Source organism: Pseudomonas sp. Ps21-P2, from assembly GCF_039672565.1.
GTDB lineage: Bacteria > Pseudomonadota > Gammaproteobacteria > Pseudomonadales > Pseudomonadaceae > Aquipseudomonas.
Genome location: NZ_JBDFPL010000007.1, coordinates 317,223 through 333,422, shown reverse-complemented (window position 1 = coordinate 333,422; position 16,200 = coordinate 317,223). Strand labels below are relative to the sequence as shown.

The following is a 16,200-nucleotide window of genomic DNA, read 5'->3' as shown; positions in this document are numbered from 1 at the left end:
TTTGTGATGAGTGAAGCTATCAGTAAGCCTCTGGGCGCCGAAGGCATGATCCGGATGGAAGGCGTACACAAGTGGTACGGCCAGTTCCACGTGTTGAAAGACATCAACCTGAACGTGCGTCAGGGCGAGCGCATCGTCTTGTGCGGCCCGTCGGGTTCGGGCAAGTCGACCACCATTCGCTGCCTCAACCGTCTGGAAGAACACCAGCAGGGTCGCATCGTGGTCGATGGCACCGAACTGACGTCGGACCTGAAGCAGATCGAGACGATTCGTCGCGAAGTCGGCATGGTGTTCCAGCACTTCAACCTGTTCCCGCACCTGACCATCCTGCAGAACTGCACGCTAGCGCCGATGTGGGTGCGCAAGATGCCCAAGCGCAAGGCCGAAGAAATCGCCATGCACTATCTGGAGCGCGTGCGCATTCCGGAGCAGGCGCACAAGTATCCGGGCCAGCTGTCCGGTGGTCAGCAACAGCGTGTGGCGATTGCCCGCGCGCTGTGCATGAAGCCGAAGATCATGCTGTTCGACGAGCCGACCTCGGCCCTCGATCCGGAAATGGTGAAAGAGGTGCTCGACACCATGGTCGGCCTGGCGGAAGAAGGCATGACCATGCTCTGCGTGACCCACGAAATGGGCTTTGCCCGTACTGTGGCCAATCGCGTGATCTTCATGGACAAGGGCGAGATCGTCGAACAAGCCGCACCGAACGACTTCTTCGATAACCCGCAAAGCGACCGTACTCGCCTGTTCCTCAGCCAGATCCTGCACTGAGTCAGGAGCCGCAACACAAAGAGCCCGGGCCTAATGCCCGGGTTTTTTCTTTGTGGGAGCGAGCTTGCTCGCGAAGACGGACGTCATCAAATGAGGAGTGGACACGTACTCCACCGCAAAACTGTACCCAATCCTCGTAAAACTTGTGTTCTCTGCCGATCTCCAACAGGATTACTTCTTTGCGCAATGCGCTGTTACATCCTCCTGCCCCCACGAGAATCCCATGACGACCAAGGCGCCGACGGCGAGCAGCACCCGTTCCAATGCTTCAACCCCTCACGACATCAACGAGCTGCTGATCGATGCAGAAGCCGATGACGAGCAAGTGCAGCAGCATCATCCCGTGCTCAACCGCCCATGGTTCCTGTTGTTGGGCCTGGTGCTGGTGGCGCTGAACCTGCGTCCGGCGTTGTCGAGCATGGCGCCGTTGTTGAGTGAGGTGTCACGAAGCCTGGGACTTTCGGCGGCCACGGCCGGCTTGCTGACCACGTTACCGGTGTTGTGCCTGGGTCTGTTCGCGCCGCTTGCGCCGATCCTCGCGCGGCGTTTCGGCAGTGAGCGCGTGGTGCTGGGCATTCTTCTGACGCTGACCTGCGGCATCATTCTGCGCAGCTCGTTCGGCGAGTTCGGTCTGTTTGCTGGCAGCATCATGGCCGGTGCGAGCATCGGCATCATCGGGGTGCTGCTGCCCGGCATCGTCAAACGCGATTTCGCGAAACAGGCCGGCGCCATGACGGGCGTTTACACCATGGCGCTGTGCCTGGGTGCTGCCGTTGCGGCGGGCTCAACGGTGCCGTTGAGCGAAGCGCTGGGTAGCGGCAACGGCAGCGACTGGACGCTTGGCCTCGGCTTCTGGATCGTCCCGGCGATTCTCGCCGCGATCTTCTGGTGGCCGCAGACGCGTCAACGTCATGGCCAGCATCAGGTGGCTTATCGGGTGCGCGGTTTGCGCCGGGATCCTCTGGCCTGGCAAGTCACCCTTTATATGGGCCTGCAATCGTCACTGGCCTACATCGTGTTCGGCTGGCTGCCGTCGATCCTCATCGGGCGAGGACTGACTGCCGTTGACGCCGGCCTGCTGTTGTCCGGTTCGATCATGGTGCAACTGGTCAGCTCGCTGACCGCGCCATGGCTGGCCACTCGCGGCAAGGACCAGCGCATTGCGATTGTGCTGGTGATGCTGCTCACACTGGCGGGGCTGTTCGGCTGCCTGTATGCACCGCTTGAGCAATTGTGGGCCTGGGCCATCGTGCTTGGGCTGGGGCAGGGCGGCACGTTCAGCCTGGCACTGACCCTGATCGTGTTGCGCTCGCGGGACTCCCACGTCGCCGCGAACCTGTCGAGCATGGCCCAGGGCTTCGGCTACACCCTGGCGTCGCTCGGGCCTTTCGCGGTCGGCGTCGTGCATGACTGGACCGGCAACTGGGACTCGGTCGGCTGGATCTTCGGCATCATCGGCGTCGCCGCGATCATCGCCGGTCTCGGCGCCGGGCGCGCGCTTTACGTGGGTGTCACGAGCGAAAAAATCTGAGGGCTGACATTTCCCTAGCGAATGCCCGTGCAAACCGCGGTGCGGCCGCTTATCGTGCAGGCATCCTATTTCCATGGACGGCGTTCCTATGAGCGAAACCTTTACCAGCGAACACAACAGCGCGCTGATCACGCGTTTCTACGAGGCGTTCAGCCGTCTGGACGCCGAGGCGATGGCCGCGTGCTACAGCGAAGACGTGGTGTTTTCCGACCCGGTGTTTGGCCAGTTGCGCGGGCAGGATGCCGGCGATATGTGGCGCATGCTGACCTCCCGCGCCCGTGACTTCTCGGTGGTGTTCGATCAGGTCCGTGCCGATGCCACGACCGGCGCTGCACACTGGGTCGCGACCTACCTGTTCAGCCAGACCGGTCGCACGGTGGTCAACGACATTCAGGCGCGGTTTGTTTTTCGCGACGGCAAGATCTGCGAACACCACGATCAGTTCGATCTGTGGCGCTGGTCGCGTCAGGCCCTCGGCACAAAGGGCGTATTACTGGGCTGGACGCCGCTCGTGAAAAACGCCATCCGTGCGCAGGGCCAGAAAGGGCTGAAGGCTTTTCAGGCCAGTCGCTGACGCTTGATAGAATCCGTTCCCCTCGCTACTGGTCCACGGTCCCGCATGTCTGAAGCCGAAATCGCCACCGCACCCGTGCCCGAAGCCGTGCCGGTCAAATCCTGGTTCGTGTACTTGGTGCGCGCGGCCAACGGTTCGTTGTACTGCGGCATCAGCAATGACCCGCAACGTCGATTCGCCCAGCACCAAAGCGGTAAAGGTGCGCGCTTCTTCAGCTCGAGCCCGGCGATGGCGCTGGTGTATGTGGAGGCCTGCCGCGACAAGGGCGACGCATTGCGGCAGGAGCGGTTGATCAAAAAGCTGCGCAAAAGCGCCAAGGAGTGCCTGGCCGCCGGCTACATCCAGCCGAGTGATGCCGCGCCATCACCCTGAGCGGGTATGCCGTGGGGCTTCGGGGGGATAAGCTGGTGGTTTCTCCCTGCGGATGGCCCGAAGCATGTCTGAGTTGATTCTTCACCACTATCCAACGTCCCTGTTCGCCGAAAAAGCCCGTCTGATGCTGGGCTTCAAAGGCCTGTCATGGCGCTCGGTCAACATCCCGTCGATCATGCCCAAGCCCGACCTCATGCCCCTCACCGGCGGCTATCGCAAAACCCCCGTCCTGCAAGCAGGCGCCGACATTTATTGCGACACCGCGTTGATCGCCCGGCGCCTGGAGCAGGAAAAATCGTCACCCACGTTCTATCCCGAAGGCCAGGAGTTCACGGCGGCGGGCCTCGCGGCGTGGGCGGATTCGGTGCTGTTCCTGCACGCGGTCAGCCTGGTGTTTCAACCGGCCTCCCTCGCTGTGCGGTTCGCCAAGGTTCCGCCTGAGGCTGTTAAGGCATTCGTTGCCGACCGCGCCACGTTCTTCGAGGGCGGCAGCGCCAATCGTGTGCCACTGGAAGTGGCGCGGCATCAATGGCCGACGCTGATGGCGCGTCTGGAAACCCAGCTTGAGCGCAACGGTGATTTCCTGTTGGGCGCGCCCTCGATTGCCGATTTCTCGGTGGCCCACACCCTGTGGTTCCTCAAACAAACCCCTGTCACGTCCCCACTGGTCGATGCCTATCCGGCGGTGTTGAGCTGGTACGAGCGCGTTATTGCATTCGGTCATGGCGCACCGAGTGAATTGAGTTCGGGCGACGCGGTTGAAATCGCGCGTGCGGCTACCCCGGCGCCGGTGCCCGATGAAGATTTCACCGACCCCAATGGTTTTACCGTCGGTCAGCAGGTCACCGTGTCTGCCGTGGATTACGGCGTTAACGCCGTGGCGGGAGAGTTGGTATTCAGCGGCCGTGAAGAGATTATCCTGCGCCGCGAAGACGACCGCGCCGGCACCGTGCATGTGCACTTCCCGCGCTTCGGTTTTCAAATCAAGGCTGTTTAAACACCTCATGCGCAAATAAGCCCGGTGCAATGCCGGGCTTATCGCGATGCCTGATAATCGCTTTGTTTTAATTGCGGATTGATGTGGCTGATTGCGCGAAGTTGTCGTGACTGTCAGTTGTGACAGTTGTTACCCGATGCTACTTGAGTGCAGCGAGAATCTGCTCTTCGCTAAAGCCTCTGATCAGCGTGCCGTTTACGTCGATCAGAGGAATGCCGCGACCGCCGAGCGCTTCATAGGCCTTGCGGCCTGCAGCGTCTTTTTCGATATCGAACTCGGTGTAGCGAATGCCCTGGCTGTCGAGAAAACGCCGTGTCTGTTTGCAGTAGCCGCACCAGTCGGTGGCGTACAACGTCACCTTCGCGTTGGCCTGCGCGTGCTCCGATAAAGCTGAGGAGGGGTGAACCAGGTTTTCGATCTTGCCCCAGTTCTGGTACACGACCACCACCAGCATGATGAGCAAGAACTTCTTCAGGGTACGAACGAACATTCGGGTCTCGGCTCCTCGGCAAGGCTTAGCGGCGTTTAAGCTGATCGGTCAGCTGGGTCGGCAGTCCCTTGATGATCAGCGTGCCTTTCTCTTCGTCGTACTCGATCTTGTCGCCCAGCAGGTGCGCTTCAAAGCTGATCGACAGCCCTTCCGCACGGCCGGTGAACCGACGGAACTGACTCAGCGTGCGCTTATCCGCAGGAATCTCGGGCGACAGGCCGTAATCCTTGTTGCGGATGTGATCGTAGAAGGCCCGCGGGCGGTCCTCGTCGATCAGGCCGGACAGCTCTTCCAGAGCGATCGGCTCGCCCATTTTGCTCTGGCTGCTGGCGTAGTCGACCAGCGCCTTGGTCTTCTCGCGGGTCGATTCTTCTGGCAGGTCTTCGCTCTCGACGAAATCACTGAAGGCCTTGAGCAGGGTACGGGTCTCCCCCGGTCCGTCGACGCCTTCCTGGCAGCCGATGAAGTCGCGGAAGTACTCGGAAACCTTCTTGCCGTTCTTGCCCTTGATGAACGAGATGTACTGCTTGGATGCCTTGTTGTTCTGCCACTCGGAAATGTTGATCCGGGCTGCAAGGTGCAGCTGACCCAGATCCAGATGCCGGGAGGGCGTCACGTCCAACGCCTCATTCACCGCTACGCCTTCGCTGTGGTGCAGCAGGGCGATCGCCAGGTATTCGGTCATGCCCTGCTGGTAGTGCGCAAACAGCACGTGGCCACCGACCGACAGGTTCGACTCTTCCATCAGCTTCTGCAGATGCTCGACCGCGATGCGGCTGAACTGGGTGAAATCCTTGCCCTGATCCAGGTATTCCTTCAGCCAGCCACTGAACGGGTGTGCGCCAGACTCGGCATGGAACAGCCCCCACGCTTTGCCTTGTTTGGCGTTATAGCTCTCGTTGAGGTCTGCCAGCATGTTCTCGATGGCCTGCGACTCGGCGAGCTCTGAGTCCCGGGCGTGAAGCACGGCAGGCGTGCCGTCGGGTTTTTTGTCGATCAGGTGGACGATGGCGTGACGGATCGGCATGGATTTCTCGGCTGCTGAAGGGTAACTGAACGGGACCAGACCAGGCCCGTGCGAAAGTCGGCAAGTGTACCGCAGACGGGGGGCGGAACGCTCTGGAAGGGCCGAAAACGCTGACCTCGGTTCATTAATATGACTTTTTTACGCCTCATGGGCGATAAAGCTGACCAAATGGGTAGGTAGGGGCGGATATTTGCGTTGCGCTGTGCTAGTTTTGCCCGGTCCTGAGCGCCCAAGCGCGCCAGGCGTGCAGTTTGTGGGCGTTCGGCCGAACCAAAGGCCGTTTACAGTATCTACATTTCGCGTCTGTACCACACTCTGCAAACCATTCGAATTTGATAGGGAAGGAACACCACCATGGCTCTGACTAAAGACCAATTGATCGCCGATATCGCAGAAGCTATCGACGCGCCTAAAACCACCGCGCGCAACGCTCTCGACCAATTGGGTCAAATCGTCGCTGACCAACTGGAAAACGGTAGTGAAATCACTCTGCCAGGCATCGGCAAACTGAAAGTCACCGAGCGTCCAGCACGCACCGGCCGCAACCCTTCGACTGGCGCAGCCATCGAAATCGCTGCCAAGAAAGTCGTCAAGTTTGTACCAGCCAAAGTGCTGACTGACTCGGTCAACAAGTAAGCGAAAACGCTGCTTGGTTGAGGAAACCGTGTGACGGAGCGATCCGGACACGGTTTTTTTGTGCCTGCGATTCGGTTATCGCTTCGGTCGCCGGCGTCCTAGCGCGGTGAAACCCAACGTGTCGCCTTCCAGGCGGCTTGCTGCGTCTTGTCCTGGAAGGTCCAGGCAACGAAGCGGCTCTGTTTCTGACCCTGGCCCATCTCCACCGTCTGACTTTCAACGGCACCGGCTTTTTTCAGCGCGCTTTGAATCAGCGGCAGGTTCGAAGCCTTGGACACCAGCGTGCTGAACCACAGCACCTGCTGCCCGACCTGAGCGCTTTCGCTGATCAATTGCGTCACAAACCGTGCCTCGCCACCCTCCCACCACAGCTCCGCCGCCTGGCCGCCGAAATTCAGCACCGGCAACTTGCGCTTGGGGTCGGCCTTGCCGAGGGCGCGCCATTTACGCTGGCTGCCGCTTAACGCTTCCTCAGCCGAGGCGTGGAAAGGCGGGTTACACACGCTGATGTCGAAGCGCTCATCGGGCTGCAGCAGGTGGGTCAGGATGTGTTTAGGGTTGGTCTGCTCCCGGAAGCTGATGCTCTTGCTCAAGCCGTTGGCTTTGACGATGGTCGCCGCCGAGGCCAGGGCGATCTTGTCGATGTCCGAGCCCAGGAACGACCAGCCGTATTCGCCCTGACCGATCAGCGGATAGATGCAGTTGGCGCCGGTGCCGATGTCCAGCGCTGTGACAGACGCGCCGCGCGGGATGACGCCGTCGTTGCGCTCTGCCAGCAGGTCCGCCAGAAAGTGCAGGTAGTCCGCACGCCCCGGGATTGGCGGGCAGAGGTAGTCCGCCGGAATATCCCAATGGGCGATGCCGTAGAACGCTTTGAGCAAGGCGCGGTTGAACACCCGCACCGCGGCCGGATTGGCGAAGTCGATGCTTTCCTTGCCGTAGGGATTGAGGATCACAAACTTGCCCAGTTCGGGGCTGCTTTTGATCAGGCGCGGAAAGTCGTAATGGCCCTGATGGCGGTTGCGCGGGTGCAGGGTGGCTTTCTCACGCGGCGCGGCAGGCTTGGCCTGTTGAGCAGGTTTGGCTTTCTTGCGTGGGGTGTTGCGTTGGGGCTTGTGGGCGTCGGGGCTGGTCATCGGGGATGCGATTCTCGTGAAAGCACAACCCCTGTAGACGTGAGCTTGCTCGCGATAACCGTGTGTCAGTCAACGGTTAGGTTGCTGATTTACCGCTATCGCGAGCACGCTCACGCCTACAGGGGTCATGGTCGTCAACCGGCCTGCGGTTCAGGCCGGCTGATTTGGTCGGATTACAAACTCGCGATCCGCGCGTGCTGCTCGGCCAGTTTGCCCAGCGCCTGTTCGGCTTCGGCCATCTTCGCGCGTTCCTTGGCGATCACCTCAGGCGGCGCCTTGTCGACGAACGCGGCATTGGACAGCTTGCCGCCAACCCGCTGCACTTCGCCCTGCAGACGCTGGATTTCCTTGTCCAGACGCGCCAGTTCGGCGTCCTTGTCGATCAGGCCGGCCATCGGCACCAGCACTTCCATCTCACCGACCAGCGCGGTCGCGGACAGCGGTGCTTCGGCGCCGGCTTCCAGCACGGTGAACGATTCAAGCTTGGCCAGCTTCTTCAGCAGGTGCTCGTTCTCGTTCAGGCGGCGCTGGTCTTCGGCGCTGACGTTTTTGAGGAACAACTGCAGCGGCTTGCCCGGGCCGATGTTCATTTCGCCACGGATGTTGCGCACGCCGAGCATCAGGCTTTTGAGCCATTCGATGTCGCCTTCGGCCGCGACGTCGATGCGCGCATCGTTCGCCACCGGCCACGGTTGCAGCATGATGGTCTTGCCTTCGATGCCGGCCAGCGGCGCAAGTCGCTGCCAGATTTCTTCGGTGATGAAGGGCATGAACGGATGGGCCAGACGCAGTGCGACTTCCAGCACGCGCACCAGCGTGCGACGAGTGCCACGCTGACGCTCGATCGGCGCCGTCTCGTCCCACAGAACCGGCTTGGACAGCTCCAGATACCAGTCGCAGTACTGGTTCCAGATGAACTCGTACAGCGCCTGGGCCGCGAGGTCGAAACGGAATTGATCCAGCTGACGGGTCACTTCGGCTTCAGTGCGTTGCAGCTGCGAGATGATCCAGCGATCCGGCAGCGAGAGCTCGAACGCTTCGCCGTTCTGACCGCAGTCTTCGCCCTTGTCGAGCACGTACCGCGCGGCGTTCCAGATCTTGTTGCAGAAGTTGCGATAGCCTTCGACGCGACCCATGTCGAACTTGATGTCACGGCCAGTGGACGCCAGCGAGCAGAAGGTGAAACGCAGGGCATCGGTGCCGTAGCTGGCGATGCCGTCGGCGAATTCGTCGCGAGTCTGCTTCTCGATCTTCTTGGCCAGCTTGGGCTGCATCATGCCGGAGGTGCGTTTCTGCACCAGGGCTTCAAGCTCGATGCCGTCGATGATATCCAGCGGATCAAGGACGTTGCCCTTGGACTTGGACATCTTCTGGCCCTGACCATCACGCACAAGGCCGTGGACATAAACGGTCTTGAACGGCACCTGCGCCGTACCGTCTTCGTTCTTCACCAGATGCATGGTGAGCATGATCATCCGGGCAACCCAGAAGAAAATGATGTCGAAACCGGTAACCAGCACGTCGGTCGGGTGGAAGGTTTTCAGGAAGTCGGTCTGCTCCGGCCAGCCCAGGGTGGAGAACGTCCACAGACCGGAACTGAACCAGGTGTCGAGCACGTCGTTGTCCTGTTGCAGGGCAACGTCAGGACCCAGATTGTGCTTGGCGCGGACTTCGGTTTCGTCGCGGCCGACGTAAACCTTGCCGGACTCGTCGTACCAGGCCGGAATGCGGTGGCCCCACCAGAGTTGGCGGCTGATGCACCAGTCCTGAATGTCGCGCATCCACGAGAAGTACATGTTCTCGTACTGCTTGGGCACAAAGGCGATGCGGCCGTCTTCAACGGCGGCGATGGCCGGTTCAGCCAGCGGCTTGGTCGACACGTACCACTGATCCGTCAGCCACGGCTCGATGATGGTCCCGGAGCGGTCCCCCTTCGGCACTTTCAAACCGTGGTCGTCGACGCTGACCAGCAGCCCGGCGGCGTCGAACGCAGCCACGATCTGCTTGCGCGCTTCGAAGCGGTCGAGGCCGGCGTATTCGGCGGGGAGGGTGCCGTCTACGGTGTCGTTCAGCGTACCGTCGAGGTTGAACACCTGGGCAGCGGGCAGCACGGCAGCGTTCTTGTCGAAGATGTTCAGCAGCGGCAGGTTGTGGCGCTTGCCGACGTCGTAGTCGTTGAAGTCGTGAGCCGGGGTGATCTTCACGCAGCCGGTGCCGAATTCAGGGTCGCAGTAGTCGTCCGCGATGATCGGGATGCGACGGCCTACCAGCGGCAGCTCGACGAATTTGCCGATCAGCGCCTGGTAGCGCTCGTCGTTCGGGTTCACAGCGACGGCGGCGTCGCCGAGCATGGTTTCCGGACGGGTCGTGGCGACGATCAGATAGTCCAGACCTTCAGCGGTCTTCGCGCCATCGGCCAGTGGGTAGCGCAGGTTCCAGAGATGCCCCTTTTCGTCGTGGTTTTCCACTTCGAGGTCGGAGATCGCGGTGTGCAGCTTGGTGTCCCAGTTGACCAGACGTTTGCCACGGTAAATCAGGCCGTCTTCATGCAGTCGCACGAACGCCTCTTTAACCGCTTCGGACAAGCCGTCGTCCATCGTGAAGCGCTCACGGCTCCAGTCGACCGACGAGCCCAGGCGACGGATCTGGCGGCTGATGTTGCCACCGGACTGATCCTTCCATTCCCAGACTTTTTCGAGAAATTTGTCGCGACCCAGATCGTGACGGCTCTGACCCAAGGCTTCGAGTTGGCGCTCCACCAGCATCTGCGTGGCGATACCGGCGTGGTCGGTGCCCGGCTGCCAAAGGGTGTTGCGACCCTGCATGCGGCGGAAGCGGATCAGGGCGTCCATGATCGCGTTATTGAAACCGTGCCCCATGTGGAGGCTGCCGGTGACGTTCGGCGGCGGAATCATGATGGTGTACGAGTCGCCCGCGCCTTGCGGAGCGAAATAGTTTTCGGACTCCCAGGTCTGGTACCAGGAAGATTCGATGGCGTGCGGCTGGTAGGTCTTGTCCATGCGAGGCGGGAACCTGATCTGCTTTGAGTCGGAAAAGCCGACGAGTATAGCTTTTCAAGGCGGCGTCAAGCTACAAGCGGTAGGTCGGGTGCTACGAGCGGTGATGCCCGGAATCATCGCGGGCATCTGTAGGACTGTGCTTGCGCACGTTCCCGGGTCGGGGCAGAAGACAGCTTCAGTTGTTGTATTGACTCAGCAGCCGTTCCATTCGCGCATCAAGGCGGCGTTTGATCTCGTTCTCGATGTGCGGGGCGAAATCATCGATCACGTCTTGCATGATCAACTGCGCGGCGGCACGCAGCTCGGCGTCCAGGTGCAGCAGTGCCTCTGCATTCGGTGCTTTGGCGCTCGATGCGTTGGCAGCGGGCGCGGGGGGTGTCGCCGCAACCGGCTCGGGGGTGAGCAGGGGAATATTGTCGATGTCGGCTTCGTGCTCATCGAGGGTCACGACCTGGCCGGTGACAACGTCGAACAGCAGCGGGATCTGCTCGTCGCTGTGCACGGACTCGGTCAGCAGAGGCGGCTGGGCCGGATCATCGCCCAACAGCTGGCGAATCGACTCGAGGTCATCCAGCAGGTGCGCTGAATCTTTCAGGTGTTTTGAATTATCCATCGTGTGCTCAAAGACGCTGCAGCCGGTGATCTTGCAGAGGATAGCCCTGTTCGCGGTAGAAGCGAAAACTCTCGCGCGCCGCGAGGCGAATGGCGGGATCCTCGACAACGATCTCGGCGACACGCGCGAATCGTTTGAAGAAGTCCGGGATGCGCAGGTCAAGATTGACCAGCAGATCCTGATGTTGGCCGGGGTCGCTGCCGATACCCAGCGCCACGGGTGCGTCCTGGTCGTCTTCGACCGCGCCATGGGGAACGAACGCTTCGCCCCGGAAGCGCCACAGTCGGGCGTCCAGTTCCTCGCGTTGCCCGGCATCGCTGCAATGCAGGTACACCCGATGGCCGAGCCGCCAGGCCTTGTCGGTGAGTTTGCAGGCGAAGTCCAGGCGCGCGACGGGGTCGGCACTCGGCAGAATGTAGAAATCGACTTGGGTCATGGGTGATTCCAGGACGCTGGACGCGCCGACCGGGGAGGCCGACGCGTTTGCAGCGGCTTAAACGCCAGCGCGGTCGATCAGGTATTGGGTCAGCAACGGAACCGGACGGCCCGTGGCGCCTTTGTCCTTGCCGCCGCTCAGCCATGCCGTGCCGGCGATGTCCAGGTGCGCCCACTCATAGGCCTTGGCGAAGCGCGAGAGGAAGCACGCCGCGGTGATGGTGCCGGCTTTCGGACCGCCGATGTTGGCGATGTCAGCGAACGGGCTGTCCAGTTGCTCTTGATACTCATCGAACAACGGCAGCTGCCAGGCACGGTCGTCGGCGCGTTTGCCGGCTTCCAGCACCTGAGTGATCAACGCGTCGCTGTTGCCCAGCAGGCCGGAGGTGTGACCGCCCAGCGCGACAACGCAAGCGCCGGTCAGTGTGGCGATGTCGATCACGGCCTGTGGCTTGAAGCGTTCGGCGTAGGTCAGCGCATCGCACAGCACCAGACGGCCTTCGGCGTCGGTATTGAGGATCTCGACGGTCTGGCCGCTCATGGTCTTGACGATGTCACCCGGACGCGTGGCGTTGCCGCTCGGCATGTTTTCGGCCGCCGCGACGATGCACACCAGATTGATTGGCAGTTGCAGTTCAAGCACGGCGTTCAACGTGCCGAATACACTTGCGGCGCCGCACATGTCGAATTTCATTTCGTCCATGCCCAGGCCCGGCTTGAGGCTGATACCGCCGGTGTCGAAGGTGATGCCCTTGCCCACCAGCACGAATGGCTTTTCGCTTTTCTTGCCGTTGGAGTACTGCATGACGATCAGGCGTGGCGGCTGAGCGCTGCCTTGACCGACCGCCAGGAACGAACCCATGCCCAGCTTTTCGATGTCTTTCTCATCGAAGACTTCGACTTTAAGGCCCTTGTTGGCTTTGCCCATCGCCTTGGCTTGCTCGCCCAGGTAGGTCGGGTGGCAGATGTTCGGCGGCATGTTGCCCAGGTCGCGGGTCACGGCCATGCCGGCAGCGATGGCCTGTGCGTGCTTGGCCGCGCGCTCGATGTCGGCGACGTTGGCCTTGGCGGTCAGCAGGGTGACTTTTTTCAGGGCGCGGGGATCGACTTTCTGACTCTTGAAGCGATCAAAAACGTATTCGCCGTCGGCCAGGGATTCGACCAGCAGGCGATTCTTGCCATACACGTCGCGATTTTTGACGTTCAGTTGATCGAGGGCAAAGGCGGCATCAACGCCACCCAGGCTTTTCAGGGTGCTGAGCGCGCCGCTGATGATTTTGCGGAATTGGCGATCGTTCAGCTCCGGCTCTTTGCCCGAACCGACCAGCAACACGCGTTCGGCTTTCAGGTTGGGCAGGCTGTGCAGCAACAGGCTCTGGCCGATCTTGCCCGACAGGTCGCCGCGCTTGAGAACAGCGCTGATGGCGCCGCCGCTCAGGGTGTCGAGGGTGTTCGCGGTGTCGCTCAGCGTGCGGCCTTCACCGACGGCGACCACCAGCGTGGCGGTCTTCAAGGTTTCTGCACTGACGCTTTTAACAACCAATTCCATGTCGGGGTCCCCGAATAAACTGTGAGTTATCGCACTTGAGCACACGGCTCGGCAGCGGCGCAGAGGTATTTACACCGGCATGCCTGCGGCAAGGCCCGCAGTTTGACCCTGCGAGCCAATGGATGACAACCCCGTCCGGGTGTGCGCGTGTGCCGGTTGCAGAAGTATCCCGCGCGCGCAGTGACAGACACACCCAATCACAGGATAATGCCGCATATTTTTTTGGTGGTACGCCGTCGCGCGCATCATGGCTGATTCATTTCATTGTCATGCCGCCTTAGCGTGACAACCCTGGAGTGTCTGGTTTGATTGTCTTCCGTTACCTGTCCCGAGAAGTGCTGGTTACCCTGAGCGCTGTCAGTGCCGTGCTGCTGGTAATCATCATGAGTGGCCGCTTCATCAAATACCTGGCCCAGGCCGCATCGGGCGCACTCGATCCGGGTGTCCTGTTTCTGATCATGGGCTTCCGTCTGCCGGGCTTCCTGCAACTGATCCTTCCTCTGGGGTTGTTCCTCGGGATTCTCCTGGCCTATGGCCGGTTGTACCTCGAAAGCGAAATGACCGTGCTCGCCGCCACCGGTATGAGCCAGCAACGCCTGCTACTGATTACCCTCGCGCCGGCTGCGCTGGTTTCATTGCTGGTGGCCTGGCTCAGCTTCAGCCTCGCCCCCCAGGGCGCGACCCAGTTCCAGTTGCTGATCAACAAGCAGGACGCGATGACCGAATTCGACACCCTGGTGCCGGGTCGTTTCCAGCTTCTGCGTGACGGCAGCCGGGTGACCTACACCGAGACCATGAGCGACGACCGCATCAACCTGGGCGGCGTGTTCATTTCCGAGAAGAAGCTCGACGAGAAGAAAGACCACGGCATCACCGTGCTGGTCGCGGAAAAAGGCCGGCAGGAAATCAAACCTGACGGCACGCGCTACCTGATTCTCGATAACGGCTATCGCTACGACGGCAACCCCGGCCAGGCCGATTACCGCGCGATCAAATACGACACCTATGGCGCCTTGCTGCCCAAGCCGGACATCAGCGATGAGGTCACTGACCGCGATGCCATCTCCACCAGCGAATTGCTGACCGGCGAAGACAGCCTGCGCAACCGGGCCGAGCTGCAGTGGCGGGTCTCGCTGCCGATTCTGGTGTTCATCGTGACGCTGATGGCGGTGCCGCTGGCACGGGTCAACCCGCGTCAGGGCCGCTTCCTCAAGCTCCTTCCGGCGATTCTTCTTTATATGGCCTATCTCACCATCCTCATCGCCGCGCGCGGTGCGCTGGAGAAGGGCAAGATCCCGATGGGCCTCGGCCTGTGGTGGGTGCATGCGCTGTTTCTGTCCATCGGGCTGGGGTTGCTCTACTGGGAGCCTCTGCGCCTGAAGATCGCGAGTCGCCGCAGCGTGTCGGGGGTGGCTCATGGTTAAGCTCGATCGTTACATCGGCAAAAGCGTGTTCATGGCGATTCTGGCGGTACTGGGGATCATCCTCGGACTGGCCTCGCTGTTTGCCTTCATCGATGAAATGGCCGACATCAGCGATACCTATACCTTCTGGGACGCTGGCAGTTTTGTCGTGATGACGGCGCCGCGTCGCCTCTACGACATGCTGCCGATGGCCGCGCTGATCGGTTGCCTGATCGGTCTCGGCGCGCTGGCGAGCAGCAGCGAACTGACGATCATGCGTGCCGCTGGTGTGTCGATCGGCCGTATCGTCTGGGCGGTCATGAAACCCATGCTGGTGTTGATGGTGGCCGGGCTGTTGATCGGCGAGTACGTCGCGCCGGTGACCGAAGCCTCAGCCCAGGCCGCGCGCTCGCTGGCTCAAGGCACCGGCGACGCCCAGAGCGCCAAACACGGTCTGTGGCACCGTCAGGGTGAGGAGTTCATCCACATCAATACGGTGCAACCGAACGGCCTCCTGTATGGCGTGACCCGTTACCATTTCGACGACCAGCGCCACATGCTGACGTCGAGTTTTGCCAAGCAAGCCAACTTCAAGACCGATTACTGGTTGCTGAAGGACGTCACCACGACGGTCTTCCACGACGGTCGCACCGAAGTGGTCACCGCACCCGAAGAGCGCTGGAACGTCGCGTTGAGCCCGCAGTTGCTGAGCACGGTGGTGCTGCCGCCGGAGTCGCTGTCGATGACTGGCCTCTATGGTTACGCGCGTTATCTGGCCGATCAGGGATTGAACAACGGTCGTTACTGGCTGGCGTTCTACACCAAGATCCTGCAGCCGCTGGTGACCGTGGCGCTGGTGCTGATGGCGATTTCCTTCATCTTCGGTCCGTTGCGCTCGGTGACGCTGGGGCAACGGGTGTTTACGGGCGTGCTCGTGGGCTTCACCTTCCGCATCGCTCAGGACCTGCTGGGCCCGTCGAGCCTTGTATTCGGTTTCTCGCCACTCTTCGCGGTGCTGGTGCCGGCGGGAGTGTGCGCCTTGGCGGGGATCTGGTTGCTGCGCCGCGCGGGCTGATACTCACCGCGTTATAAAAAGCCGACCCCTGCGTCGGCTTTTTTGTGGGCGAGATACAGAGGGCTCACTTTCTGGTGCGGGGCACCCGCACCAGTTGCGTCTCGGAATACAGGTCATGCCAGCAGCGTTTCTGTTTGTCGATCAGGCTCCAGAAGAAACCCAGCCCGACACACAGCCATGATGCGATGGCGACGACGAAGCGCAGCAGCGCTTGCCACAGGCTGATGGCCGTTCCGTCGGCGTTCTGCACGCGTATCCCCCAGACCTGCATGCCCAGCGTCTGGCCCCCATGGGTCCAGAACTTGGCGAAGAAGCCGAACAGCGTGACCAGCAGAATCGAGGACAGCAGCGGGTCGGCGTCGAGCGCGCCGGACTCGGAGAGCTGGCGCAGTCTGGCTTCGCCGATGAAGCCCATCCAGACCAGCTTGTAGATAAACGTAGTGACCATCAACAATGCCACGCACAGCAGCGCGTCGTAGCTGATCGCAGCCATGCGCTGGCCCAATCCAGCGGGGGGAAAGTCGCCCCGAGGGCGTAACATCTGCGCATCATCGTTAACTGAGGTCATGGC

The 16,200-nt window shown here is 61.2% G+C and carries 16 protein-coding genes; 8 read left to right on the top strand and 8 right to left on the bottom strand.

Translation table 11 applies throughout. The features are described 5' to 3' along the window. Positions 1–6: 6 nt before the first annotated feature. From ABEH28_RS19415 to ABEH28_RS19395, 5 genes are all read left to right on the top strand, one after another. The gene (locus ABEH28_RS19415; RefSeq protein ID WP_037014923.1) at positions 7–771 is read left to right on the top strand and encodes an amino acid ABC transporter ATP-binding protein; all 765 of its coding nucleotides are present in this window, start codon (positions 7–9) and stop codon (positions 769–771) included. 223 nt (positions 772–994) lie between these two features. Beyond that, positions 995–2,302, top strand: a complete 1,308-nt coding sequence (locus tag ABEH28_RS19410; RefSeq protein WP_346630846.1) for a CynX/NimT family MFS transporter — start codon at positions 995–997, stop codon at positions 2,300–2,302. A gap of 88 nt (positions 2,303–2,390) precedes the next feature. Then, complete coding sequence (locus tag ABEH28_RS19405) at positions 2,391–2,876, top strand: nuclear transport factor 2 family protein (protein ID WP_346630845.1); 486 nt, start codon at positions 2,391–2,393, stop codon at positions 2,874–2,876. A 45-nt stretch (positions 2,877–2,921) separates the two neighbouring features. Continuing rightward, complete coding sequence (locus tag ABEH28_RS19400) at positions 2,922–3,248, top strand: GIY-YIG nuclease family protein (RefSeq protein ID WP_192171821.1); 327 nt, start codon at positions 2,922–2,924, stop codon at positions 3,246–3,248. Positions 3,249–3,312: 64 nt separating this feature from the next. Further along, the gene (locus ABEH28_RS19395; RefSeq protein ID WP_346630844.1) at positions 3,313–4,245 is read left to right on the top strand and encodes a glutathione S-transferase family protein; all 933 of its coding nucleotides are present in this window, start codon (positions 3,313–3,315) and stop codon (positions 4,243–4,245) included. A gap of 139 nt (positions 4,246–4,384) precedes the next feature. On the opposite strand, the gene ABEH28_RS19390 is transcribed toward ABEH28_RS19395, so the two are convergent. Together ABEH28_RS19390 and yejK are read right to left on the bottom strand one after the other, a co-directional pair. Continuing rightward, positions 4,385–4,735, bottom strand: coding sequence for a glutaredoxin family protein (locus ABEH28_RS19390; protein WP_192171819.1), 351 nt, complete (start codon positions 4,733–4,735; stop codon positions 4,385–4,387). A gap of 25 nt (positions 4,736–4,760) precedes the next feature. Further along, positions 4,761–5,762, bottom strand: coding sequence for a nucleoid-associated protein YejK (yejK, locus tag ABEH28_RS19385; protein WP_074884246.1), 1,002 nt, complete (start codon positions 5,760–5,762; stop codon positions 4,761–4,763). A 354-nt stretch (positions 5,763–6,116) separates the two neighbouring features. Here yejK and ABEH28_RS19380 point away from each other — a divergent pair, with 354 nt between their 5' ends. Then, positions 6,117–6,398 carry an HU family DNA-binding protein gene (locus ABEH28_RS19380; RefSeq protein ID WP_037014905.1) on the top strand — a complete coding sequence of 94 codons (282 nt, stop codon included), beginning with the start codon at positions 6,117–6,119 and terminating at the stop codon, positions 6,396–6,398. Between the two features lie 98 nt (positions 6,399–6,496). On the opposite strand, the gene rlmF is transcribed toward ABEH28_RS19380, so the two are convergent. The 5 genes from rlmF to ABEH28_RS19355 form a co-directional block, all read right to left on the bottom strand. Continuing rightward, positions 6,497–7,534 carry a 23S rRNA (adenine(1618)-N(6))-methyltransferase RlmF gene (gene rlmF, locus ABEH28_RS19375; RefSeq protein ID WP_346630843.1) on the bottom strand — a complete coding sequence of 346 codons (1,038 nt, stop codon included), beginning with the start codon at positions 7,532–7,534 and terminating at the stop codon, positions 6,497–6,499. Positions 7,535–7,707: 173 nt separating this feature from the next. After that, on the bottom strand, positions 7,708–10,554 hold the full coding sequence (locus ABEH28_RS19370) for a valine--tRNA ligase (RefSeq protein WP_346630842.1): 2,847 nt from the start codon (positions 10,552–10,554) through the stop codon (positions 7,708–7,710). A 175-nt stretch (positions 10,555–10,729) separates the two neighbouring features. Then, positions 10,730–11,167, bottom strand: a complete 438-nt coding sequence (locus ABEH28_RS19365; protein WP_346630841.1) for a DNA polymerase III subunit chi — start codon at positions 11,165–11,167, stop codon at positions 10,730–10,732. Between the two features lie 7 nt (positions 11,168–11,174). Further along, the gene (locus ABEH28_RS19360; RefSeq protein ID WP_192171815.1) at positions 11,175–11,603 is read right to left on the bottom strand and encodes a DNA polymerase III subunit chi; all 429 of its coding nucleotides are present in this window, start codon (positions 11,601–11,603) and stop codon (positions 11,175–11,177) included. A 57-nt stretch (positions 11,604–11,660) separates the two neighbouring features. Beyond that, the gene (locus ABEH28_RS19355; protein ID WP_192171814.1) at positions 11,661–13,151 is read right to left on the bottom strand and encodes a leucyl aminopeptidase; all 1,491 of its coding nucleotides are present in this window, start codon (positions 13,149–13,151) and stop codon (positions 11,661–11,663) included. A gap of 305 nt (positions 13,152–13,456) precedes the next feature. Here ABEH28_RS19355 and lptF point away from each other — a divergent pair, with 305 nt between their 5' ends. Both lptF and lptG read left to right on the top strand, forming a co-directional pair. Further along, positions 13,457–14,575, top strand: coding sequence for an LPS export ABC transporter permease LptF (lptF, locus tag ABEH28_RS19350; protein WP_192171813.1), 1,119 nt, complete (start codon positions 13,457–13,459; stop codon positions 14,573–14,575). Further along, positions 14,568–15,629: an LPS export ABC transporter permease LptG gene (gene lptG / locus ABEH28_RS19345; protein ID WP_192171812.1), complete on the top strand. Its 1,062-nt coding sequence runs from the start codon at positions 14,568–14,570 to the stop codon at positions 15,627–15,629. Before lptF ends, lptG begins: the two co-directional genes overlap by 8 nt. Positions 15,630–15,693: 64 nt before the next feature. On the opposite strand, the gene ABEH28_RS19340 is transcribed toward lptG, so the two are convergent. After that, positions 15,694–16,197, bottom strand: coding sequence for an RDD family protein (locus ABEH28_RS19340; RefSeq protein WP_346630840.1), 504 nt, complete (start codon positions 16,195–16,197; stop codon positions 15,694–15,696). Between the last annotated feature and the right edge of the window lie 3 nt (positions 16,198–16,200).